Annotated in this window: 24 protein-coding genes and 1 riboswitch; of the genes, 9 read left to right on the forward strand and 15 right to left on the reverse strand. The window is 57.5% G+C overall.

What is annotated here, in order from left to right; all coding sequences use genetic code 11:
- Window positions 1-308 precede the first annotated feature (308 nt).
- The gene (gene pdhA, locus ACVWXW_RS06335; RefSeq protein ID WP_011431966.1) at window positions 309-1,310 is read left to right on the forward strand and encodes a pyruvate dehydrogenase (acetyl-transferring) E1 component subunit alpha; all 1,002 of its coding nucleotides are present in this window, start codon (window positions 309-311) and stop codon (window positions 1,308-1,310) included.
- A gap of 256 nt (window positions 1,311-1,566) precedes the next feature.
- Complete coding sequence (locus ACVWXW_RS06340; RefSeq protein ID WP_457403231.1) at window positions 1,567-3,153, forward strand: NAD(P)H-quinone oxidoreductase subunit 4; 1,587 nt, start codon at window positions 1,567-1,569, stop codon at window positions 3,151-3,153.
- Window positions 3,154-3,344: 191 nt separating this feature from the next.
- On the opposite strand, the gene ACVWXW_RS06345 is transcribed toward ACVWXW_RS06340, so the two are convergent.
- On the reverse strand, window positions 3,345-3,524 hold the full coding sequence (locus tag ACVWXW_RS06345; protein WP_011431964.1) for a hypothetical protein: 180 nt from the start codon (window positions 3,522-3,524) through the stop codon (window positions 3,345-3,347).
- A gap of 331 nt (window positions 3,525-3,855) precedes the next feature.
- On the opposite strand from ACVWXW_RS06345, the gene ACVWXW_RS06350 reads away from it, so the two are divergent.
- Window positions 3,856-4,467, forward strand: a complete 612-nt coding sequence (locus ACVWXW_RS06350; RefSeq protein ID WP_414343849.1) for a hypothetical protein — start codon at window positions 3,856-3,858, stop codon at window positions 4,465-4,467.
- A 115-nt stretch (window positions 4,468-4,582) separates the two neighbouring features.
- Complete coding sequence (locus tag ACVWXW_RS06355; protein ID WP_457403232.1) at window positions 4,583-4,777, forward strand: hypothetical protein; 195 nt, start codon at window positions 4,583-4,585, stop codon at window positions 4,775-4,777.
- Between the two features lie 143 nt (window positions 4,778-4,920).
- Here ACVWXW_RS06355 and ACVWXW_RS06360 read toward each other — a convergent pair whose 3' ends face one another.
- From ACVWXW_RS06360 to argC, 4 genes are all read right to left on the reverse strand, one after another.
- Window positions 4,921-6,045, reverse strand: coding sequence for an FtsW/RodA/SpoVE family cell cycle protein (locus tag ACVWXW_RS06360; RefSeq protein WP_457403233.1), 1,125 nt, complete (start codon window positions 6,043-6,045; stop codon window positions 4,921-4,923).
- On the reverse strand, window positions 5,990-7,432 hold the full coding sequence (gene murD, locus ACVWXW_RS06365) for a UDP-N-acetylmuramoyl-L-alanine--D-glutamate ligase (protein WP_457403234.1): 1,443 nt from the start codon (window positions 7,430-7,432) through the stop codon (window positions 5,990-5,992). The genes ACVWXW_RS06360 and murD overlap by 56 nt, the downstream gene beginning before the upstream one ends.
- Before the next feature lie 601 nt (window positions 7,433-8,033).
- Window positions 8,034-9,476, reverse strand: a complete 1,443-nt coding sequence (locus tag ACVWXW_RS06370) for a hypothetical protein (RefSeq protein WP_457403236.1) — start codon at window positions 9,474-9,476, stop codon at window positions 8,034-8,036.
- Between the two features lie 38 nt (window positions 9,477-9,514).
- Window positions 9,515-10,621 (reverse strand): N-acetyl-gamma-glutamyl-phosphate reductase, encoded by a 1,107-nt coding sequence (argC, locus tag ACVWXW_RS06375; protein WP_011431956.1) that lies wholly within the window; start codon window positions 10,619-10,621, stop codon window positions 9,515-9,517.
- A gap of 244 nt (window positions 10,622-10,865) precedes the next feature.
- Between argC and ACVWXW_RS06380 the strand changes: the two genes are divergently transcribed.
- Window positions 10,866-11,150 carry a hypothetical protein gene (locus ACVWXW_RS06380; RefSeq protein WP_414355344.1) on the forward strand — a complete coding sequence of 95 codons (285 nt, stop codon included), beginning with the start codon at window positions 10,866-10,868 and terminating at the stop codon, window positions 11,148-11,150.
- Window positions 11,151-11,267: 117 nt separating this feature from the next.
- On the opposite strand, the gene ACVWXW_RS06385 is transcribed toward ACVWXW_RS06380, so the two are convergent.
- Window positions 11,268-11,996 (reverse strand): 2-phosphosulfolactate phosphatase family protein, encoded by a 729-nt coding sequence (locus ACVWXW_RS06385; RefSeq protein WP_457403260.1) that lies wholly within the window; start codon window positions 11,994-11,996, stop codon window positions 11,268-11,270.
- A 16-nt stretch (window positions 11,997-12,012) separates the two neighbouring features.
- Window positions 12,013-12,786 (reverse strand): ABC transporter permease, encoded by a 774-nt coding sequence (locus ACVWXW_RS06390; RefSeq protein ID WP_414330211.1) that lies wholly within the window; start codon window positions 12,784-12,786, stop codon window positions 12,013-12,015.
- 62 nt (window positions 12,787-12,848) lie between these two features.
- Between ACVWXW_RS06390 and purS the strand changes: the two genes are divergently transcribed.
- Together purS and purQ are read left to right on the forward strand one after the other, a co-directional pair.
- The gene (purS, locus tag ACVWXW_RS06395) at window positions 12,849-13,106 is read left to right on the forward strand and encodes a phosphoribosylformylglycinamidine synthase subunit PurS (protein WP_011431952.1); all 258 of its coding nucleotides are present in this window, start codon (window positions 12,849-12,851) and stop codon (window positions 13,104-13,106) included.
- A 115-nt stretch (window positions 13,107-13,221) separates the two neighbouring features.
- Entirely contained in the window at window positions 13,222-13,899 is a 678-nt protein-coding gene (gene purQ / locus ACVWXW_RS06400; RefSeq protein WP_414408622.1) for a phosphoribosylformylglycinamidine synthase subunit PurQ, read from the forward strand.
- A gap of 17 nt (window positions 13,900-13,916) precedes the next feature.
- On the opposite strand, the gene ACVWXW_RS06405 is transcribed toward purQ, so the two are convergent.
- The 3 genes from ACVWXW_RS06405 to psbB all read right to left on the reverse strand — a co-directional run bounded on the left by ACVWXW_RS06405 (window position 13,917) and on the right by psbB (window position 16,465).
- Entirely contained in the window at window positions 13,917-14,327 is a 411-nt protein-coding gene (locus tag ACVWXW_RS06405) for a response regulator (RefSeq protein WP_457403238.1), read from the reverse strand.
- Between the two features lie 400 nt (window positions 14,328-14,727).
- Window positions 14,728-14,826, reverse strand: coding sequence for a photosystem II reaction center protein T (locus ACVWXW_RS06410; RefSeq protein ID WP_011431949.1), 99 nt, complete (start codon window positions 14,824-14,826; stop codon window positions 14,728-14,730).
- A 106-nt stretch (window positions 14,827-14,932) separates the two neighbouring features.
- Entirely contained in the window at window positions 14,933-16,465 is a 1,533-nt protein-coding gene (psbB, locus tag ACVWXW_RS06415) for a photosystem II chlorophyll-binding protein CP47 (protein ID WP_414350489.1), read from the reverse strand.
- Window positions 16,466-16,827: 362 nt separating this feature from the next.
- Here psbB and ACVWXW_RS06420 point away from each other — a divergent pair, with 362 nt between their 5' ends.
- Entirely contained in the window at window positions 16,828-17,124 is a 297-nt protein-coding gene (locus tag ACVWXW_RS06420) for a 2Fe-2S iron-sulfur cluster-binding protein (protein WP_011431947.1), read from the forward strand.
- Window positions 17,125-17,209: 85 nt separating this feature from the next.
- The gene (psbM, locus tag ACVWXW_RS06425; protein WP_071818137.1) at window positions 17,210-17,317 is read left to right on the forward strand and encodes a photosystem II reaction center protein PsbM; all 108 of its coding nucleotides are present in this window, start codon (window positions 17,210-17,212) and stop codon (window positions 17,315-17,317) included.
- Window positions 17,318-17,444: 127 nt separating this feature from the next.
- Here psbM and ACVWXW_RS06430 read toward each other — a convergent pair whose 3' ends face one another.
- The 5 genes from ACVWXW_RS06430 to tnpA form a co-directional block, all read right to left on the reverse strand.
- Window positions 17,445-17,831, reverse strand: coding sequence for a VOC family protein (locus ACVWXW_RS06430; protein ID WP_457388271.1), 387 nt, complete (start codon window positions 17,829-17,831; stop codon window positions 17,445-17,447).
- A 206-nt stretch (window positions 17,832-18,037) separates the two neighbouring features.
- Window positions 18,038-19,405 (reverse strand): phosphomethylpyrimidine synthase ThiC, encoded by a 1,368-nt coding sequence (gene thiC / locus ACVWXW_RS06435; protein ID WP_457395687.1) that lies wholly within the window; start codon window positions 19,403-19,405, stop codon window positions 18,038-18,040.
- A gap of 5 nt (window positions 19,406-19,410) precedes the next feature.
- A riboswitch (TPP riboswitch) is annotated at window positions 19,411-19,511 on the reverse strand.
- A 112-nt stretch (window positions 19,512-19,623) separates the two neighbouring features.
- The gene (locus ACVWXW_RS06440; RefSeq protein ID WP_457403240.1) at window positions 19,624-20,361 is read right to left on the reverse strand and encodes a DUF1995 family protein; all 738 of its coding nucleotides are present in this window, start codon (window positions 20,359-20,361) and stop codon (window positions 19,624-19,626) included.
- 45 nt (window positions 20,362-20,406) lie between these two features.
- A complete protein-coding gene (locus ACVWXW_RS06445; RefSeq protein WP_457403241.1) occupies window positions 20,407-20,871 on the reverse strand; it encodes a GUN4 domain-containing protein in 465 nt (154 codons plus the stop codon).
- Window positions 20,872-20,904: 33 nt separating this feature from the next.
- Window positions 20,905-21,366, reverse strand: coding sequence for an IS200/IS605 family transposase (gene tnpA / locus ACVWXW_RS06450; RefSeq protein ID WP_457403243.1), 462 nt, complete (start codon window positions 21,364-21,366; stop codon window positions 20,905-20,907).
- Between the last annotated feature and the right edge of the window lie 18 nt (window positions 21,367-21,384).

A 21,384-nucleotide genomic window follows, 5' to 3' on the forward strand; every position in this document is an offset into this window, starting at 1 on the left:
TGGCTGGCCAAATACCTCTTGCCCCCGGCTCCAGCAGATCGACGTCCAAGCCGAGAGCAGAAGAAACCCCCCCTCTGGTGTTCAAGATTCGCGTTTGCGGGACGGAGTCCTGATGCGGCTGCTGCAATGGAAACGCCTCTTGCCCTAGCCTTTCAGTTTAACTCCCTTGGCCTCGAAACAACCGCTTTCGGCCCTGCAGGATGGGATTTCCAGGTAAGGTGGCAGACAGACTGGAGCATGAGATAATGGGCAAACCGCAAAGCTCACTGCTGACCGCCTAAGATACCTCTGATTCGTTGCACCGCAGCATGGTTCAAGAACTTACTTCGCGCTCCACAACTGCTCGCATTTCTGCCGAAGAGGCTCGTCTTCTTTATGAAGACATGGTGCTGGGCCGCCTGTTTGAAGACAAGTGCGCCGAAATGTACTACAAGGGCAAGATGTTCGGCTTTGTGCATCTGTACAACGGCCAGGAGGCCGTCTCTACGGGGGTGATCAAGGCGCTCAAGCCCACCGACTACGTGTGCAGCACCTACCGCGATCATGTGCATGCCCTCAGCACCGGGATCCCGCCGCGGGCGGTCATGGCAGAGTTGTTCGGCAAGGCCACCGGCTGCAGCAAGGGTCGGGGTGGTTCCATGCACCTCTTCTCGGCGGAGCACAATTTCTTGGGGGGCTATGCCTTCGTGGCCGAAGGGATCCCAGTGGCGACGGGGGCTGCTTTTTCTGCCAAATATCGGGGCACCGACCAGGTAACCGCCTGCTTCTTCGGGGATGGAGCCTGCAACAACGGCCAGTTTTACGAGTGCCTCAACATGGCTGCCCTCTGGAAGTTGCCCATCATCTATGTGGTGGAAAATAACTTCTGGGCTATTGGCATGGCCCATGAACGCGCCACTTCCGACACCGATATTTACCGCAAAGGCCCGGCTTTTGGCATGCCCGGCTACCAGGTGGATGGGATGGATGTGCTAGCAGTGCGAGAGGCCGCCCAACAGGCCATCGCCCGCGCCCGTGCCGGAGAAGGCCCCACCTTGCTGGAGTGCATCACCTATCGTTTCCGGGGCCATTCTCTGGCCGACCCTGACGAGCTGCGCAGTCCTGAGGAAAAAGAGTTCTGGCGGCAGCGGGATCCCATCAAGCAACTGGAACGCTATGCCCTGGAGCACAACCTAATGACCGAGGCAGACTTCCAAGCCATCCACGCGGAGGTCAGCGCCGTGATTGAGGACGCGGTTCTTTTCGCCCTGGAAAGCCCAGAGCCCACTCTGGACGAGCTGCACCGTTTTGTCTTTGCCGAAGACGAGTAGATCCTGGCCACTTCCCCGGTAGCGGGGGAGTCGCTTGCCGGGGGATCCCCACAAGGTTCTCTGGCCAACTCGGGTGGCCCATCCACCTGGCGGAGTGCTGTCCTGCTGGATCCCTCGAGGCTCCTCGAGGATCGGCATCAGAGAAACTTTCTCGAGATCTGCGCGATGGCGCAGATTTTTTTGTAAATATCGCTTCCCATTTGTTTACACAGCTTCATATCATTGAGATATCGAGCATGAGTATTTATTCCCGGTCATGAGCAATTCTCTTGAGTTTCCCTGGCTGTCGGTGCTGGTGCTCTTGCCTCTGCTGGCAGCCTTCGGGATCCCCTTGATCCCCCAGAGCCGTTGGGTGCGTTGGTATGCCCTCGCTGTGGGGGCTTTTGATTTGGGCCTGATGGCCTATGTCTTTGCGCGGCACTATGACCTGCAGGACTTTTCTCTGCAACTGGCGGAGCGCTACGCCTGGGTGCCCCAAATTGGGTTCCACTGGTCGCTGGCGGTGGACGGCCTGTCCTTGCCGCTGGTGTTGCTGTCGGGTTTGATCACGACCCTGTCGATTGTGGCGGCTTGGAATCTCTCCCACAAGCCGCGTTTGTTTTTCTTCCTGCTGCTGCTGATGTACGGCGCCCAGGTGGGCGTATTTCTGGCGCAGGACATGCTTCTATTCTTCCTGATGTGGGAGATCGAGCTGGTGCCGGTCTATCTGCTCATCTCCATCTGGGGTGGGCCGAAGCGCCAGTACGCCGCCACCAAGTTCATCCTCTACACCGCCGCCGCCTCCATTTTTATCTTGGTGGGATCCCTGGCAATGGCCTTCTATGGCGAGGGCTTTAGCCTGGAGATGGCAGAGCTGAGCGCTAAGTCTTACCCGGTGGCCTTGGAGCTGTTGGCCTATGCGGCTTTGCTGATCGCCTTTGGGGTGAAGCTGCCGATTTTCCCGCTGCACACCTGGCTGCCGGATGCCCACAGCGAAGCCTCTGCTCCCATTTCCATGATCTTGGCGGGGGTTCTGCTCAAGATGGGGGGCTATGGCCTGATCCGCATGAATGTGGGCATGTTGTCGGAAGCCCACGTGTACTTCGCCCCGGTGCTGGCGGTGTTGGGTGTGGTGAACATCATTTACGGGGCGTTGGCGGCCTTTGGTCAGAACCATCTCAAGCGGCGCTTGGCCTATTCGTCCATTGCCCACATGGGCTTTGTGTTGATCGGGATCTCCGCCTTCACGGAGCTGGGCATCAATGGGGCAGTGCTGCAGATGATCTCCCACGGTCTGATCGCTGCAGTTTTGTTCTTCCTGACGGGGATCACCTACGAGCGCACCCACACCCTTGCCCTCGACAAGTTGGGAGGGTTGGCCAAGCAGATGCCGAAGGCTTTTGCCCTGTTTACAGCGGGATCCCTGGCCTCTCTGGCGCTGCCGGGGATGAGCGGATTTGTGGGTGAGCTGACGGTGTTCTTGGGCTTGACCACCAGCGATGCCTATGCGCCGACCTTCAAAGCTGGAATTGCCCTGCTGGCGGCAGTGGGTATCATTTTGACGCCCATTTACTTGCTCTCCATGCTGCGTCAGGTGTTCTACGGGGCTCAGGATCCCGGCCTAGTTTTGGAAGATTACCTGGGGGATATGCGCCCGCGGGAAATGGCGGTGGCCCTCTGTCTGCTGTTGCCGATTCTCGGCATTGGCTTCTACCCGCGCCTGGCTACCCAAACCTACGATGTCACGACGGTGGCGGTAGCTGCCCAGTTGCGCAGTGTGTTGGCAACTGAGATTGTGCAGCGGCCTTTCTTCCCCTTGCCAGTGCAATCGGCTCAGGTGGCGGCTTTGCCTCTGGAGGATTAAAGGGGGGTCGAGACTCGGTTCTTCTTTATCTCTATTCCTTACTCTGTCCAGAAGAGCTGGTGTTCGAGGTGCAACCCGACTCAACTTTCAGCTCTTCTTTTGTTTTTTTTAAGTTTTAAGATTGGATTTAGGATCCGGGATGTTCCTGGGCTGGGATTTTCGTGCAGCCGATTGTTCTTGTGCCGTCCATCCTATCGGTGATCGGTGTGGATAGAGTTTTGTTCCATCAGGTTTAGCTGCACCACCAACCACCAGAGGGTTACATCGGAATAGGTTGCCCGGCGCTTGAGCCGAGAAATGGAGTGTACTGGGTTTTGGCTGTCGATCATCCACTCAGAAGCGATGATTTGGCCGCGTTGCTGAGCATTCATTGTTTCTCCCTCCGCTCGCCAACTGCTCAATACTTAGAATGGCTAATATTTAGGATGGCGAATTTGCGCGGGAGCGTGTGAAAAAATATATTACGCAGGGATCCCCAGAGTCGGCTAACTTTCTTAGCAATGAGGATCTCATAGGCCGTTGAGTTGCCGATTTGCCGTCCGGGGATCGGACAAAACGTTGCAAAAGGGGCAAAATGTTGGGCAAGGGGATGCCCCTATCTTCACAAGTCTTAAAACCTGGAAAAATTCCATTTTCTCCTGACTCCTCTGTCTCCCTCCGTCGGCCTTTGCAGCAGCAACCCTTGAGAAGTCTGAGATCCCGATGAGAGCCCCCCAGCCTGCCTCTGCTTTTGGAGAAGTGGTGGAGGCCGACACCACAACCTTTGTGGCCCAGTGCTTCGAGCCGGAACGCCTGACCTTCCCGCCCATGCCTGCTCTCGGCAGTTGGACGCGCTCCCAAGACGAAGAGACCGGCAACCTGATCTATGGCGTGGTTTGCTATGCCGCCATCGCCCCCATCGACACCGTCCATCGCGCCAGGGCTTTGGGCCTCTCCCCTCAGGAGCTGCGGGAGCAACAGCCCCAGATTTTTGCCATGTTGCGCACCGATTTTCGCGCGGCCATTGTCGGCTTTGTCAGCGGGGGACGGGTCTATCAGTACTTGCCGCCACGCCCTCCCCAGATTCACCAGCCGGTTTATCTCTGCTCCGATACGGAAGTGAGGGAGTTCTGCCGCTCTTTCGAGTTTTTGCGCACCCTGCTACGGGTCAACGGGATCCCAACCGATGAGCTGGTGGCTGCCGTGATTCGCCAAACTTACCGAATCCTGAACCGGGATCGCAACTGGCTTCTACAGGCAGGTCGGCAGTTGAGCTGTCTGTTGCGGGGTGATTATGAGCATCTCAGCGCAATTTTACGAAAGATTGAAGCCTAAGCGAAGAAATATTGAGAATGGCCTTGGATCCCTCTGGAATCGAGTCGGGGGGTGATAATCTGAGGCCGTTTCCTAATGAAGTTTATTCCTTTTGTATCCTCTTTCTGCTGTAAAAATGTTTAACAAATTCAATCCTTCTGACAAACCCTCCAAAGGCAATTGGGCAGGTCGCACCTTTTCCGCTGCTACGGGCGCTTCGGTGGCAGCCGGCGTTTGCATTGCCCACGGTCAACCGGCTCATGTGTCACTGTTGGTGGCTTGTTGTGCGACGGTGTTTACCCTCGTTTTGGATGAAATGGGCTGGATCTAGGCTCGGTTTCAACTTCAGCTTTGGTTTTGCTGCATAAGAAGCCGCTCTAAAGCAGAGGCCAACCAATAGGGATCCCTGGCCCTCTGGGTTTGCTGCTTGCGTGAAAGGATCCCTTTGCTGGGTTGGCAACATGCAGCCTTACTTTACCCTGCTTCGCGGGCTGCCCGCACCAACAATCCTGCTGTGATCAGCCCTGCCAGAATAGAGCTACCCCCATGGCTGAACAAAGGCAGGGGCACACCTGTGGTGGGCAGAACCCCGGTGACCACGCCGATGTTCATCAGTGACTGACCCACCAAAAACATCAGGCAGCCGCAGGCTACTAAGCGAATGGTCAACTCCCGACAGCGCCCCATCACCCGCCAGCCCAGCAGAGTGTAGAAGGTCAGCAACCCCAGAAAGAACAGGGATCCGGCCAAGCCAAACTCTTCTGCATACACCGAGAAGATAAAGTCGGTGTATTGGATGGGCAGGTAGAACAGCTTTTGCTGGGAGAGGCCATATCCCTTGCCCCACAGGCCGCCAGAGCCAATGGCCAACAGACTTTGCACCAGCTGGTAGCCATCCCCTTGGGCGTTACTCCAGGGATCCAAAAAGGCCAAGATGCGCCGCCGTTGGTAATCTTTGCTGAGAATGCTCACCACAGCCGCCAGAATCCCCAGCCCCGCTGTGGCCAAAAGGGTGAAAGCTGGGATCCCGGCAGTCCAAGCCATGACCCAGAGGGTGAGGCCGCAGATGGCCGTGGTGCCCAGGTTGGGCTGGGCGAGGATCCCCAAGAGCGCAAAGGCGAAGATAACCACCCAGAGGATGCGGAACCAGGGAGGATGGTGAAACCAGCGGCCAAAGATCCAGGATCCCTGCAACACCAACAGGGGCTTGAGCAATTCCGAGGGCTGGATAACAGGGATCACCTTCAAATCCAGCCAGCGGCTGGCTTCCAGGCGGGAAACCCCCAACCCCGGCACCTGGGTGGCCCACACCAAGCCAACTCCCAGCAAGCAGAGGATCCCGGCCCAGGGGAACCAGCGCCGCAATGGGATCCGCACCAGAACCCAGAAGCAACCCAGACCCAGCCCGGCCCAGAGCAATTGCCGCTTGAAAAAGTAGAGGCCATCGCCAGTGATCCGCTGAGCCACCGGGTAGGAAGCGGAAAACAGCATCATCAGCCCCAGCACCAGCCAGATCAAGGTGAGCCAGCGCAGCCAGCGAGCTTCAGCATTCCAGGGATCCCTGGAGGGCTTGGCAGCAGGCTCGGAAATGGTTGCCACGGTGTTCAAAGCTGGAGTACTGGTCAAAACTGGCACAGGCGGGGGACAGCAAAATGGTGATGGGCTGAGCGGGCTTCCCCAAGCTCTGAGCTTGACGGGAAAGGGAACAAGCCGCTGCAAAGGCTCTTTCCACCGCTACATCTAGGGTTGGCACCAGCTCAACGTCAGTATAGTGGATCCCCTGGAGGGCCTCTGCCAGCACTGGGGCAGACTCCCCCATCAGCACCACGCGGGCCACCTTGGCCCGAATCAACTGCAGCCAGGCACTGGGATCCCCCTGCTTGGCCCTTCCCCCGGCAATCAGAATAATGGGTGGGGAGAGGGCGTTGAGTGCCACCCAGCCGGCTTCGTAGTTGGTGGCCTTGCTGTCGTTGACAAAGCGGATGGGGGTGGCTCCCACCTGGATTTGCGCCACCCGCTCCAGCCGATGGGGCATGCCGGCAAAAGATCGGATGGCTTTTTGAATGGCAGCGTTGGGGAGCCCAGCTAGACGTGCTGCTGCTGCCGCCAAGAGCAGGTTTTGCAGGTTGTGTTGGCCAGGGCAGCGTTCTGCAAAGTCCTCCAGCTCCGCCACCATCTCCCCCTGGATGTAGAGGCGGTTTTCCCGCAGGTCAAGGGTTGCGGTGGGATCCCGGTCACAACAGCCTTGGGTAGCAACAAGGGAAGTCCAATAGGTATTTTCCCAGTCCTGCCGGCGGCAGCACAGGTAGGGATCCTCGCCGTTGAGCACCCGCCACTGGGCCCGATCCAAAAGGCGAGCCTTAAAGCTGGCATAGCGCTCCAGCGTCCCATGCCGTTCTAGGTGATCGGGAGTGAAGGTGGTCCACACCCCAATGCGCGGCGGGCCTCCAGGAGTACTGCTCATGAGGCGGCTGCTGGCTTCCAACTGATAGCTGCTCAGCTCCGCCACGATCCAATCCGGCTTGAGCTTTCCCTGGAGCGTTGCCAAAGCCACTTGCGACAGGGGCAGGCCAATGTTGCCGCAGGGGATCCCTTGCAGCCCCGCCGCCTTGAACATTTCCGCCACCAGAGCCGTGGTGGTGCTTTTGCCGTTGGTGCCGGTGATCCCCACCCAGGGTAGGTGGTCAAGATAGATCCAGGCCAGCTCCGCCTCCCCCACCACCGGGATTCCCTGTTGACGCACCTCCTGCAGCAGCGGGTGATCCCAAGCAATGCCTGGACTGACCACCACCTGTTTCACCCCTTCGGCCAGTTGAAAAGGCTGCCCCAGCCGAACCGGGATCCCTTCTTGATTGAGCTCAGCCTGCCGCTGTCTGAGAAGAGGGGAATCTTGCTCATCCCAAACCAGCACTTCATAGCCCTGGGCCCGCAACAGCCGCGCTGCCGCCAGCCCCGCAATGCCTAACCCCAAAACTTGATGTTGCACGTTGGTTTCTACTTCTTTCTTTATTTGGGGATCCCTGCTTGGATCTTACCGGTCACGTCCTTGACCCGCATGTTTTTGTTCGGCACTCCCCTTGCTTATGGGGGTAAACAGTTGGTGGAGTGGATGGAGTTTTCCTAGCCGCCTGGATGGCTAACTTGGGAATAGGCTGGAGCATGACTCTAGTCAATAATAAGCTCAACTATACTGAAAATAATGTATAATATGTTCAGTACGGATTACTACCAGTTGATCTTTCTGTTTACTTTCGAGTCTGCCAACATGGTAGCCAAAGCAAAGCAGAAAATTGGTAGTAAGACGACACGGAAACTGCGCTTTGGGTATTCTACTCAAAGCTTTGCGGGATACCGCCATTCTGTTTGGACTCCGTCCCGCTAACGCGAATGGAAACAAACAGAATGCTATCGCTGCATAGTTGAACAGTGATGTTCAGCAGTGTTCAGCGTAAATGTATCAGACCAGTCCGCCGGCCACCCTCTACAACCCGTGCAGATTTGTCTTTGGCGTAGAAAGGATTCCACCTAGCCTGCCAGCCTCACTTTGTGGATGCTGTAGGAAATTTTCTTTCCTATGCATCATCAGTTCAATCTTCCAAAGGATCCAACTTGGGATCCAGACTCTTGGCCGTTAGACGCAGAGCCTCCGCCTGATCCATCACCCGTGGAGCTTGCACTGCCGTTTCAAGGCCCTGGCGATAGCTCTCCCACAGGGGCATTTCTGGGTAGGTCTGCTGCAACTCGCTGATCTGATCCAGAAGGGCCTCCAGCCAGCCGGCCGTGCTCCAGGTGAGCAAAAACTGGAAGGGGTTCCAGAGGTTGAGCTGCCGCCCCAATTCATTTAGGCTCTCGTTGCGAATGGGCGGATCGAAGATGTCCGCCACGGTCATCAACTGGCGGGCCAGCAGAGGTCTGAGGAGTTTCTCGGCAGCTTCCACCACAGCGGGGATGGCAGCTTGGATCCGGTCGGGGCTGGGAATGTTCCGCGCCTGGGGCAAGGCTTGCAGCACCAACTCCAGTCGCCGCTCTGCCTCTGCCGATTCCAAAGCCGATTCCAGGGTGGTGCCCACGCTGAGAAACACTTCTCCCGTCAGTAGCCGCACTGCATCGATGACCAGGTGATACAAGGGGGGGATCACGAGCTTAATCCACTCACTCTGGAAAAACTCCCGCAGCCGCCGTGCCGCATAGTCCCCCACTTGGGTGGTCTGGATCCCCACTTGAGTGAGATTGAGATACCAGTCGGGAGGAGATCCCTTGGGATCCAGCCAACGGCGCAGCGTTTGCCATTCTTCTTCTGTGAGGGCAGTTCGTCCCTGTTTTAAGCCGGTTCGTCGCAGCTTGCCCTCGGCATTCAAGAGCTTGCGCAGCTCCGGTGTGCCCAGCAAGGACAAGGCACCTGCCGAACCCACACTGCCGATCTCGATGGCGATCAAGGCGGCCAACAAGGCGGCTGAGGCCTTTACTTGAATCTGGCCGCTTTTGTCCATCACCAAAGGCAGGCGGCTGTTGCCATAGGCACGGGCACTCATCGCCTCCAGAGCAGAGCGTTGGTCAGAGGTCAGCGTCCGAGCCCAAGAAGGGATCCCGTGGCTTTCCGCCTCTGGATAGGCCGCTTCCTGCAAGCCGTGATACAGCAAGCTGGCCACCCAGGCGCGATCCGCAGCCTGCCGCAAAGAGCCAATGACCACCTCCCATTGGCAGGGGTTAAGCAGGGGCAAGAGCGCTTGCAGCTCTCGGTGGATGGGCTCTGGGGATCCCGCCGTTCTCGACTGTTCCAGAGCGCTTTGCAGCCGATCCCGCGCCTCTCGGCACAGCCCGCCCCACTCCAGTTGCAGGCGAGCCAGGGTCTGTTGCACCGTCTCTTCGGAGCGACGGGGTAGATCCTGCCAGCCCGCTTCCAGCTGCCGCCACAGCTCCTCCCAGTTCAGGCCCTCAGCAGCGCCATTCACGGGATCCGAGGCAACCTTTGAGCTGGGCGAGGCGTTTTGGGGCTCGGAATGGAAAGGGGGATTCAGGGGTTCAGACATGGACAGAATCCGCTTCAAGGGGATCACGGGCATTATAGCTAGGGGTAAAACGCCAGCCGAGGCAAACCCAACGTTTCCGGCCATCCCATCATCAAGTTGAGACACTGCACTGCCTGCCCGGCTTGCCCTTTCATCAGGTTATCGATCACCGACAGGACAATAACGCGGTTGGTGCGGCTGTCCACCTCCACCCCGATCATGCAGGTGTTGGTGCCGGAGACCCATTTGGTTTGCGGGTAAACCCCCCGCGGCAGCACCTTCACCCAAGGAGATTGGCGATAGAAAGCATTGTAAATGGTGAGCAAATCTTCCCCCACAAAGCCGGGATCCCGCAGAGTGGCATACAAGGTGACGTGGATCCCCCGCACCATGGGCACCAGATGAGGCGTAAATTGCACGGTGATGGGGGTGTGGGTCAGGTCGGTGCAAGCTTGCTCGATCTCGGGCGTATGGCGGTGCTGGGCCACTCCATAGGCTGCCAGAGAGCCGTCCACTTCGGCAAACAGGGATCCCACCTTGGGGGTACGACCTGCCCCCGAAACGCCGGATTTGGCATCGAAAATGAGGCTGTCCAGCTCCACCAACCCCTGCCGCAGCAGAGGGGCAACCGCCAACAACGAGGCAGTGGGATAGCAGCCGGGACAGCCCACCAGTTGGGCTTGGGCAATCGCCTCGCGATAAAGTTCCGGCAACCCATAGACCGCCTGCTCATTGGCCTGGCGATAGGCAGGGCTGGGCCAGTTGGGATCCGTCTGACCCATGCGGTACCAAGATTGGTAGGTGGCCAGGTTGCGAAAGCGGTAATCTGCCGACAAATCCAAGACTTTGCACCCCTTGGCCAGCAAAGGCGGAGCCAGCTCAGCAGCCAGCCCATTGGGGAGAGACAAAAACACCACATCGCTGTTGGCGGCAATGCGATCCACCTCTACCGGCTGAACGGTCAGATCCACCGCCTGGGCCAACTGGGGATAGAGATCCCCGTAGCGCTTGCCGGCGCTGTCTTGCCCAGCCAGGTAGGTGATCTGCACGCCGGGATGCTCGCTCAGTAACCGCACCAACTGTACCCCTCCGTAGCCGGAAGCGCCGACGATGCCAATGCGGACAGGCTCTGTGGGGTGGGGTGGGCGGGGCGCCATGTTGGCCATGGGGGGGCTGCCTGTGCAAGAGGGTTGCGTGATGGCTTGCCTTAAGTTCTACCGCATTTTTCTGCTGCATTTGACGCTGCATGGGTGCGGATCCCATCTTGTTCATTCGCGTTGGCGTTGCCTAGCAATCCAAGAGGATTTGTTATGCTGAGTTAACTTGAGCTGCTTGGGCCTTGGCAGCGGTTTCCATCCTTACCTTAAGTCTGTCTGTGTTCTGTGGAGCTTTCTAGCCGATCTACGGTCTATGCACTATGAGCGATTGATCAACATTGTCTTGCGGGCCTACGGCCAAAGCAGCCGCCATGGCCTGGATCAGGAAACTCTGACCCTCTACTCAGAAGGCCCCTACACCCTCTACAAACTCACTTCCCATTTCGATCGCCGCTCCATTTTTGTGTTGGCCCAGAATCAGCGGGATATGTTTGTTTCTGGCGATGCGTTTAACAACAAGCTGATCCCAGGGGAATGGCAGGCGTGGCTGCACCAGAAAGCGCTGGGCATTGCCCCCGACACGGCACAAGCGGGTTAGCGAAAGGATCCCCAAGCCCGCGCCCCGCCTGTTGAGATCCAGCCCATGCTGACAATGGCCGCCTACTTCCAGCTCAGAGGGTGGTGGGATCCACAGGTCGCTCCACCTGTCCAGAATCTACCCGCCACTGGCCAAAACCCCAGGCTGAACCTGTCGGGGCACCACCGAGAGACGATCCAGATCGGCACAGTAGGCCAGATCCTGATCGTTTTCCGGCCCCAGACCCAATAGCCGTTGCCCGTGGCTAGAGCGCCGCAACAAACCCAGCAGATCATCCTGCCAAGTTTGGTACAGGGCCAAGGCTGCCACTGCCTCGTCGTTGCCCAACTGGTTCAAAGAGCAGCCCAGGCGATGCAGGATAGCCCCGGCACAGGCAGTATCTTCCAGCGAAAAGGCCCCTTCCCACCCGGATCCCACCAGCCACACCTCGGCAAAGGAGCCCCGTCTGAGAAAATCCACCACGGCTCCCAAGTTCACCAGGGCTGCTGTAATCACCACTGGGATCCCTTCCAGGCGCTGTAGGCTGCGCGTGCCGTTGGTGGTGCTCAGGAAGATGCGCTTGTCCCGCACGCGGTCGGGAGTGTAGTCGAGGGGGGAGTTGCCCAGATCAAACCCCGCCACCGCTTTGCCCCCCCGTTCCCCGGCCAAAAGCCGCTGGGAAGCCGGCCAGTTTTGGCTTGCCTCTTGGAGCTGCTGCAGGTGGGCAAACACCTGTACCGCTTCTGCTCCTGCTGCCAGCGCTGTGGCAATGGTGGTGGTGGCCCGCAGCACATCAATGGCCACCGCACACTCCGGGATCCCAGATGAAGGCACCTGTTCGGGCGTATAGAAGTGGAAAAAACGCATGGGGGAAGAGGTAACGTCAGAACTCACGCCGGGCGAACACCAACACTGCCAGAATCAGCAGCAAAAGGGTGTAAACCAAGCCGTACAGTGCATCTCCGAGAAGTTCTGCTGGGGGCGGAACTTGGCCGTAAACCGCAGCATCTCTCAAATTGAGGCGCTCCAAATCCGGCAGGATCAAATAAATCACCTCAAACAATTTGCCAAATCCGGCATCTTTCACCAGCTTGCTCAGTTGCAGCAGGGCGCGGCTGGCATGGCCCATCAGGAACAGGGCAATGGTGTAGAGGGTGGCCAGAATCGAGGAAGTGAAAACCCCGAACAGCAGGGCTGCGGCAACAATCAGCACCAGCTCTAAGAAAGTGAAGACTGTTGCCCAGAGAATGGCCAAAAGGGGGATCGGGGCCTGCACCAGCAGCAAGCTCAGCAGAAACACAACCGTCATCAGCAGCACCAGCACCGACAGCAGCGCCGATAGGCCCAGATGCTTGCCGACAATGAACTCTGCCCGGCTCATGGGTTTGGCGATCAGCACATACACCGTGCGTTTTTCAATCTCCTTATTCACCAGCCCTGTGCCCACGAAAATGGCCACGATCAGGCCGAAGAAGTGAATGGCTGCCAACCCCAGGTCGGCAATGATTTTGTTGTGGGCCTGGTTGGCCACCTGCGGGATCAAAACAGTGGCTCCCAGCATGGCCACCGCAAATACCATCACCAGGTAGAGAATCCGATCCCGAATCGTTTCCCGGAAAACGTTGTGGGCAATGGCCACCACGCGCGACGCATCCATGACTGAACCCAAAGCTGTGATGATCCGACTGATACACTGGTAACAGATCCAGCCTTTATTCTATGCAGTTCCAGGCCCAGATTCAGATTCACCTACGCCCCTCTGTTCTCGATCCCGCCGGGGCTGCGGTTCAGTCCAGCTTGCATCAGCTGGGGCATACCCAGGTACAGCAGGTGCGCATTGGCAAGCATATCCAACTGCAGCTAGAGGCCCCCGACGCCGAGACCGCCCACCGCCAGGTGGATGAGCTGTGCCATCAACTGCTGGCCAACCCGGTGATTGAGACTTATCAAATCCAAGTGGCTGCTATCGGTGGTTAATTTGATGGGTTCACGCGATTTGGGGTTGATCTGATGGCCATTCCAAAAATACCCCCAACCCCTCTTCCATCCCTCTAATCTGACCATCTTCTTTCCTCTCACTTAAGGGATCCCAATGGCTGGCGTGAGGTTTGGCGTTGTTGTTTTTCCGGGTTCCAACTGCGACCGAGATGTAGCCTGGGTAACCCGCGGCCTCTTGGGCTGCCCAACGCGGCTGATCTGGCACCGAGAGACGGATTTGTCGGAGCTGGATGTGGTGGTGCTGCCGGGGGGCTTCAGCTATGGGGATTATTTGCGTTGTGGGGCCATCGCTCGTTTTGCTCCGGTGATGGGATCCCTGAAGGAGCACGTAGCGCGAGGGGGCTATGTGCTGGGCATCTGCAATGGCTTTCAGATCTTAACAGAGGCGGGCCTGCTGCCGGGGGCGCTGGTGCGCAATGCCAACCTGCACTTTATCTGCGACCGAGTGGGGATCCGTATAGAACGGCAGGATCTTCCCTGGACAAGCGCGTATCCCCAGGGATCCACCTTAACCCTGCCCATCGCCCATGGGGAAGGCCGCTATACCTGCGACCCGGATACCCTCAAGCAATTGCAGGATCAAGGGCAGATCGTCCTTCGCTATGCTCCGGTTGCGCCCAACGGCTCTGTGGATAATATTGCCGGCATTTGCGATCCCAGCGGTCGGATCTTGGGTTTGATGCCCCACCCCGAGCGGGCAGCAGATCCTGATTTGCCAGGGCAAGATGGGATCCCCTTTTGGCAGTCGATTTTGCGCAGCTTCGCCGCCTAATTCTTCTCCAGGAGAACTCACCCCTGCCCCGGCCCTCGACACAACACCTGGCGAACTTGATTCACCATCTCCTCGTGATCCACCACCGGCTTGGCAATGTAGCCATCTGCCCCGCTCTGGGCCAAAAATGCCTCGCGGTCGCCGCGCATCGCATGGGCCGTCACCAAAATGATGGGGATGGAGCTGCTTTTCGGATCCGCCTTCAACAGTTGGGCAATGCGGATCCCGTCCACCGCCTCGCCGCGAAAGGTGCTCTGGGACAGGGAAACATCCAACAAAATGACATCCACCTCGTGCCCCTGGGCCAGCTTCAAAATCTGCTCCACATCCTGGCTGTGAAAGACCTCAAACCCACCCCGCCGTCGCAACACCTTCTCAAAAACACGGGCGTTGATCGGATCATCTTCCACCAGCAGCACTGTTGCCATCGTTAACCCAATCTTGAATCTGAACCCAAGCTAAGCTGTCTCTGGGATCCCAAAAGCCATCCTAAGGCATCCTTAGCGAGTTCAATTTGAGCAGTAGGACAAGCGTTCTCCTACAGAGTACTGAAGAGTACCGAAAAGGGTCTCAGTAGCTCTGAGAACTCCCCCCTCCTCTCCCAAAAGGAAGGATCCTCAGGTTGCCGCTACTTGACTATTTATTTTGGAATCTTATTTTGGAATCACTCCATTCCGAGTTGCCGCTACCCAACCGCAAATTAGGAAAGCCGGAGAGAGCTCCGGCCCCATCCAGAACTAAGCCTAAACCACAAATCTCAAAAGAGACTGACCTTCCCTCTGCCTTGCTTGAGCCCGGCACAGCAGGAACGGCAGCCACTACCCTGGGTTACTTCTTGGTAATTCTCGGAGTTTCCCGAAAGGCGACCGCGAAAAACAGAAGGCCCAACGTCAAAAACAGGATAAAGGTGTAGGTGATGGCTTCCATACAAAACCTCCATTTCTAAGGGGGCTTGATTCCAGATTAACTCGGAGCCGCCAGCACCCCATCTCCAAAGTGAAGCAGAGTGCCGACGGCATCGCCGAAAAGGGCTCTAGGCTTCCTGAACCTTGCGAGTGGTGGGATCCCCCACTTTCTGGAAGACGCCAAACTCCACCATTTCCTCGCTCATATTGGGGTCAATACCGGCGAACACATCCCGGAAGAGGGTACGGGCGCCGTGCCAAATGTGGCCGAAGAAGAACAGCAGGGCAAAGACCGCATGAGCAAAGGTAAACCAACCGCGGGGGCTGGTGTGGAAGGTGCCGTCCGCCTTGGGGGTTTCTCGGTCGAACTCAAACAACTGACCCAACTGGGCCTGGCGGGCATATTTCTTAACCGTTGCCGGGTCGGTAAACACCTGGCCGTCCAGCTTGCCGCCGTAAAACTCCACAGTCACCCCCACCTGCTCAAAGCTGTAGCGAGACTCTGCCCGACGGAAGGGAATGTCTGCCCGCACCACCCCATCGGCATCCCGCAGGATAACCGGGAAGGTCTCGAAGAAGTTGGGCATCCGCTGCACCGTCAGCTCCCGCCCTTCGCGGTCACGGAACACCGGGTAGCCCAGCCACTCGATGGCAATGCCATCCCCTTTGTTCATGGGGCCAGCTCGGAACAGACCCCCCTTGGCCGGGCTGTTGCCCACGTAGTCGTAGAAGAGCAGAGACTTGGGCAGGGAGTTGTAGGCCTGACTGCGGGTCATCCCGGCTTCCATGGCCGCATTTACCCGGCGGTTAATCTCCTGGTTGAAATAGCCAGAATCCCATTGGTAGCGGGTGGGGCCAAACAGCTCCACAGGGGTAGTGGCGCTGCCGTACCACATGGTTCCGGCCACCACAAAACCGGCAAAAAACACCGCCGCGATCGAGCTGGAAAGCACCGTCTCGATGTTCCCCATCCGCAGAGCGCGATAGAGGCGCTGGGGTGGGCGTACCGTGATGTGAAATAGACCTGCAATGATGCCCACGATGCCGGCAGCAATGTGGTGGGCCACCACCCCTCCGGCGTTGTAGGGGTTAAAACCGGCTGGCCCCCATTCCGGTGCTACCGGCTGGACGTGTCCCGTCGTCGCATAGGGATCGCTCACCCACATTCCCGGGCCAAACACCCCCGTCAGGTGAAAAGCTCCAAAGCCAAAGCAGAGGATCCCGGCCAGCAGCAGGTGGATCCCAAATATTTTCGGCAGATCCAAAGCCGGCTCGCCGGTGCGGGGATCCCGGAACAGCTCCAGATCCCAGTACACCCAGTGCCAGCAGGCAGCCAAGAAGAGCAAGCCGGACAAAACGATATGGGCAGTGGCTACCCCTTCAAACGTCCAGAAGCCCGCATTGGCAACGCTCTCGCCGTAGATATTCCAACCGCCCCAGGAGTTGACCACCCCCAGGCGAACCATAAATGGCATGACAAACATGCCCTGACGCCACATCGGATTCAGGACAGGATCCGACGGATCGAAAATGGCCGTTTCATAGAGCGCCATCGACCCGGCCCAACCTGCTACCAGAGCGGTATGCATCAGGTGAACCGCGATCAGGCGACCTGGGTCATTCAGTACAACCGTATGGACCCGATACCACGGTAGTCCCATAAAGCTCGGTCCTCCACGTTCTCCAACACTTACGCGATATCCAGTCAAACAATTAAGCCGACATCTTACCTGGGATCCTGACCTGAGCAGTTTCTTCAGAGTCGAGGGGTGCCGCACCCGCTTGAACCCCTGAGCGCACCCAAGAGGATATCGCTCTCAGAATTTCCATCACGGGCATCAAACAGTATAACGAAACGCTACCGACCTGAGTGGCTTCAGGCAGGATGCCGTCTCACTTTAGGCATCATCATCCCAGATCTCTCGCCAGAGATTAAAAATATGACTTAAAATGTTACAATACTTAGCAACTGTGAGCGCTCTCCTGGCTCAGTCTGAAAGGTGTCGTGGTTTCTGGCAGGGGTATGGCAACGATTCGCTTCGTCAACGAGAACCGAGAGATCTTCGTCGCTGAAGGCGCTAACCTGCGCCTGAAGGCTCTGGAAAACCAGATCGATCTCTACAAAATGATGGCCAAGCTGCTCAACTGCGGCGGCAACGGCCAATGTGGCACCTGTGTGGTGGAGATTGTCGAGGGATCCGAGAACCTCTCCCCTCGCACCGAGGCAGAAAACCGCAAGCTCAAGCGCAAGCCCGATAGCTACCGCCTTGCCTGCCAGACCAAAGTGCTGGGGGATGTTTCCGTCAAAACAAAGCCCTAGCCTTGGCCCGCCTGTTTTCCCTTTGGGCAAGTCGTACTCAAGAGTGGTATGCTGACTGCCAGTTGGGCTTGTGGCATTTGGAGTTATGGAGACGAACTACCTGGGCATCTTGGCCACTCTCTTAGTCGTTCTGGTGCCCGCCATCTTCCTGGTGATTTTGTACGTGCAAACCTCCAGCAGATCTGGCGACTGACCGGGCAACTCCCACTGGCTCAAGTCGGGTAAATGCTGGTCAAAAGGGGGGATCCCCTGTGTACAAGAGGATCCCTTTGCGTTGGACAAACTGAGAGTACTTGGGGGAGTGCCCTCAAGGTGCTAAGTCAAGCTGTGGCTTGGGCTGCCTTGGCTTGGTCGAAGGTTCCCGCAGGCTCATACAAAAACTCAAACAGGTTGCCGTCGGGATCCTTGCCATAGAAAGAGGCAGTGCCATCCCGGTGGCTGTGGATTTCCCCCACCAGGATCCCTTGGGATTTCAGGCGCTGGTGTTCTTGCTGGAGCTCCTCCAGGTTGTCGAAGACAAAGCCAAAGTGAGGCCCTGCCGCGCGGTAGCCCGGCCCCAATAGCGCCAGCCCATCCTCTCCTGCCTTCATGTAGGCCCAGTCGGGATCCTGCCAGACGTTGACCATGCCCAGCTTTTGGTAGAACTCCACCGCCTTGGGGATGTCTTCTACCCGGATGGCGACATGCCCGAGTTGTCTAAGTGCCATGTCATCCTCTGTGCTCAATTGAGCCAACTGCAATGGTTCTTCTACAGATCAGCTTGACACACTCCCCGCCACAAAGGGCAGGGATCCCTGCGGTAGGACAGAACTTTAGACCCAACTTTTTGACAGCTTGAGGCTGGGATCCCAATCCAGTCCATAGGCAGGACAGAAGATGGTTTCAACCCATTGGATTGGGGATGAACCAAGACTTATCCTGTTGGCTGCGCGGCCAAGAACCGCTCCAGCTCGCTCAAAGCCTCTGCATCCATCTTAGTTTGCATAGGGCAAAACTTTGGCCCACACATGGAGCAGAACTCTGCCGTTTTGTAGATATCTGCCGGCAAGGTTTCGTCGTGATATTCTCTGGCGCGTTCTGGATCCAAAGACAATTCAAACTGCCGGTTCCAGTCGAAGTTATAGCGAGCTCTGGACATCTCATCATCGCGATCCCTGGCCCCAGGCCGGTGACGGGCAATGTCGGCAGCATGGGCGGCAATTTTGTAGGCAATGAGGCCGTTGCGCACGTCCTCAGCATTGGGCAAACCCAAGTGTTCCTTGGGGGTGACGTAGCAGAGCATTGCCGCACCATACCAGCCAGCCAAGGCCGCCCCAATGGCGGAGCTGATGTGGTCATAGCCTGCCGCAATATCGGTTACCAAAGGCCCCAAAACGTAGAAGGGAGCTTCGTCGCACTCCTCCATTTGCTTGCGCACGTTAAATTCAATTTGATCCATCGGCACGTGCCCCGGCCCTTCTACCATCACCTGCACATCGTGCTCCCAGGCCATGCGGGTCAGCTGGCCCAGGGTTTTCAACTCCGCCAGTTGCGCCTCATCAGAGGCATCGTGCAAACATCCCGGTCGCAAAGAATCTCCCAGACTAAAAGAAACATCGTATTTCTTGAAAATCTCGATAATGTCGCGGAAGTGGGTATAAAGCGGGTTTTGTTTGTGGTGGGCCAACATCCAACGGGCCAGGATCCCACCCCCACGAGAAACAATTCCCGTCAGGCGATGGCGCACCAACGGCAGATATTCGATCAGGATCCCGGCATGGATGGTCATGTAGTCCACCCCTTGCTGGGCCTGCTTTTCGATAATATGCAAGATATCTTCTGCCGAGAGTTTTTCGACATTGCCATGCACGCTTTCTAGGGCCTGGTAGATGGGCACCGTGCCAATGGGCACTGGAGAAGCTTGGATAATGGCTGTGCGAATTTCATCCAAATCGCCCCCGCCGGTGGACAGATCCATAACGGTATCGGCGCCGTATTTGATGGCCAATTTCAGCTTTTCCAGCTCTTCGGCCAAGCCGGAAGAAGTAGGGGAAGCGCCAATGTTGGCATTGACTTTGCACCGGGAAGCGATCCCAATGCACATCGGCTCGAGGTTGGTGTGATTGATGTTGGCAGGGATGATCATGCGACCCCGGGCCACTTCCGAGCGGATCAGTTCCGGCGGCAGGTTTTCCCGCCGGGCCACGTACTCCATCTCTTCGGTAATCGCGCCCTGACGGGCAAAGTGCATCTGCGTTACATTTGCTTGCCCACGGCGACGGGCAACCCATTCGCTGCGCATGTTGTCAACTCCAGTGCTCGCTTTCCTACGCTGGTATGAACCAGATCAGGTTCTGAGGATGTAATCTCAGCCTGGGGGGGATCCCCAGACACTCCTAGCGTGGTGTGATCATATCACCGAAATAGAGATGAGGCGGGGAGCTTTATAGTCTTTATTAAAAGAGTTTGAGATAGTACTAACCCTCACCCCTGGCCTCTCTCCCCATGAGATCCTGACCCTCACAGGGATCCCAGCCAGCGCCGCCAGCTCCACCAGGGATCCTTTCCCTTGCTGGCCCTGAACAGTTCGGCCACTTCCTCGCCGGTGGGCTGGGCAATAAAAGTCTTCAAGACGCTGTAGAGGCCGGGCTCTTCCTGCTGCCACACGCTCCAGGGATCCGGATAGGCCCGAAACAGGGCCCCCTCCACCAGGGAGCGCAGGTAGTAGCTGGTCTCAAAGGTGCTCAGGAACCGCTGCCGCAGCCGGCGACCGGCCAGACCCACCCCCACGGTGGCGGCATCCTGCAATTGGGGGTTGAGGAGAACGACGGGTTTGGGATCCCGTCCTTTGGAAGCCAGCCCAGAGGGATCCCCACCGCTGACCGCTTGGCAAACCCGCTCCACCTGATCCAAGCTGTAAACCGCTGGCATCACCAGCAGGAGGCTCTGTTCTGGGGTAGGTTGAGTCCGGGAAGTCAAGCTCTGTAATTCAATCCCTTCTGGCAGGGATCCCCATTCCCGCTGGGCCAGGGCTGCTCCGCCGGCATCGCTGAATAGCACCAAAGCAGGCGGTTGCAGCAGCTCCAAGAACGGGCGGGACAATACTTCTGGCTTGATGTCGGGGGCCAGGATCTCGATGAGCAGGCGGCGATACCCCGCTTGCATGGCCAAGCGAGTTGCCCGAATGGCTTGTTCGCAGGCTTGGGCCAGATCGACGGGCAGGTCGGGAAATTGAGTCAGTTGCAGTTGCTCGGCCACAGCTCAGATCCAATTCAGATCCAACAAGGTTCAAGAAACGGTTGCCTAGCCTGACGAGTCTTCCCAAGCCTTGTGGGTGAGCAACTCCTCCAGAACCCGCACCCCCCGCAGTTGGTTGGAAAGGGGCAGGTGGCCCTTGGGGGCGGAGAGATCCCAGATGAACTCGTCAGGGTAGCGAGTCCAGTGGTAGCCCTGCTTCCAGCCGATGAGGGGCCAGAGGCGCTCCCAGTTGCGGTTCACCCCCAACCACAATTGTCGCTGCACCGAGTAGCCAAAGCGATCCCCAGAGGCCACTCGCCACAGGTGATCAATCGTTCGCAAATCCTCCACCGGAATCCGGCTCACCTCGGAAAAATACAGCCAGCCCCGCCGCGCTGCCCCCTCTCCTGCCGCCCGACATAGCAGTTGTAGGCTCAGCCGATCCGCCTCCAGCCAGGCTCCCGCCGATAACAGCTCCTGTAGAGGACGATAGTCGATATTCAGGGCTGAAGTCAGAGGGACGGTCACCATTGCCAAGTTGCAAAAGGTCTCCCTTGATTTTAGCTAGTCCGCCGAGAAGCCCCGCCCTCTGTCCGCAGGACGAGGGTCGGGATGAGAGGCGGGAGTTCCTTGGTTTTCAATGTACTGGCACAAAACCGAGACCGTCACCCCACCACATGAAGCGATGAAATAAGATTCATTCCACAGTACATTTTTCCGATATATCTTGCTGATGTAGTCCGCAAACTCGCTTCTCATCCTACGGCTAGAGACGGATTTAATGTTGTTTACCAACTTGGACAGATCTATCTGCGGATAGTACTGGAACAGCAGATGAATATGGTCTGCCTCGCCGTTAAACTCAATAAGTTTGCAGCCCCACTTTTGGCAGAGGTCATACATAACTTCATGCAATCGCTGCAACATTTCGCTGGTAAATACCTTGCGACGGTACTTGGTGGTTAAGACCAAGTGTGCCTTCAAATCAGATACAGCTCTGCCGCTGGAAACAAAATCATGCTTCATGGCTGCTAATCCTTACTG

The sequence above is a fragment of the Thermostichus sp. MS-CIW-30 genome (assembly GCF_054058015.1).

Coding starts and splice junctions, on each gene's coding strand:
- ACVWXW_RS06385 (WP_457403260.1), bottom strand. CDS start 11,996: ATGCGTTTTTTCCACTTCTATACGCCCGAACAGGTGCCTTCATCTGGG.
- ACVWXW_RS06370 (WP_457403236.1), bottom strand. CDS start 9,476: ATGTCTGAACCCCTGAATCCCCCTTTCCATTCCGAGCCCCAAAACGCC.
- thiC (WP_457395687.1), bottom strand. CDS start 19,405: ATGCGCAGCGAATGGGTTGCCCGTCGCCGTGGGCAAGCAAATGTAACG.
- ACVWXW_RS06405 (WP_457403238.1), bottom strand. CDS start 14,327: ATGGCAACAGTGCTGCTGGTGGAAGATGATCCGATCAACGCCCGTGTT.
- ACVWXW_RS06340 (WP_457403231.1), top strand. CDS start 1,567: ATGAGCAATTCTCTTGAGTTTCCCTGGCTGTCGGTGCTGGTGCTCTTG.
- ACVWXW_RS06430 (WP_457388271.1), bottom strand. CDS start 17,831: ATGGCACTTAGACAACTCGGGCATGTCGCCATCCGGGTAGAAGACATC.
- ACVWXW_RS06390 (WP_414330211.1), bottom strand. CDS start 12,786: ATGGATGCGTCGCGCGTGGTGGCCATTGCCCACAACGTTTTCCGGGAA.
- ACVWXW_RS06420 (WP_011431947.1), top strand. CDS start 16,828: ATGGCAACGATTCGCTTCGTCAACGAGAACCGAGAGATCTTCGTCGCT.
- purS (WP_011431952.1), top strand. CDS start 12,849: ATGCAGTTCCAGGCCCAGATTCAGATTCACCTACGCCCCTCTGTTCTC.
- ACVWXW_RS06380 (WP_414355344.1), top strand. CDS start 10,866: ATGCACTATGAGCGATTGATCAACATTGTCTTGCGGGCCTACGGCCAA.
- ACVWXW_RS06355 (WP_457403232.1), top strand. CDS start 4,583: ATGTTTAACAAATTCAATCCTTCTGACAAACCCTCCAAAGGCAATTGG.
- ACVWXW_RS06445 (WP_457403241.1), bottom strand. CDS start 20,871: ATGGTGACCGTCCCTCTGACTTCAGCCCTGAATATCGACTATCGTCCT.
- pdhA (WP_011431966.1), top strand. CDS start 309: ATGGTTCAAGAACTTACTTCGCGCTCCACAACTGCTCGCATTTCTGCC.
- psbM (WP_071818137.1), top strand. CDS start 17,210: ATGGAGACGAACTACCTGGGCATCTTGGCCACTCTCTTAGTCGTTCTG.
- tnpA (WP_457403243.1), bottom strand. CDS start 21,366: ATGAAGCATGATTTTGTTTCCAGCGGCAGAGCTGTATCTGATTTGAAG.
- argC (WP_011431956.1), bottom strand. CDS start 10,621: ATGGCCAACATGGCGCCCCGCCCACCCCACCCCACAGAGCCTGTCCGC.
- psbB (WP_414350489.1), bottom strand. CDS start 16,465: ATGGGACTACCGTGGTATCGGGTCCATACGGTTGTACTGAATGACCCA.
- ACVWXW_RS06410 (WP_011431949.1), bottom strand. CDS start 14,826: ATGGAAGCCATCACCTACACCTTTATCCTGTTTTTGACGTTGGGCCTT.
- ACVWXW_RS06345 (WP_011431964.1), bottom strand. CDS start 3,524: ATGAATGCTCAGCAACGCGGCCAAATCATCGCTTCTGAGTGGATGATC.
- purQ (WP_414408622.1), top strand. CDS start 13,222: ATGGCTGGCGTGAGGTTTGGCGTTGTTGTTTTTCCGGGTTCCAACTGC.
- ACVWXW_RS06350 (WP_414343849.1), top strand. CDS start 3,856: ATGAGAGCCCCCCAGCCTGCCTCTGCTTTTGGAGAAGTGGTGGAGGCC.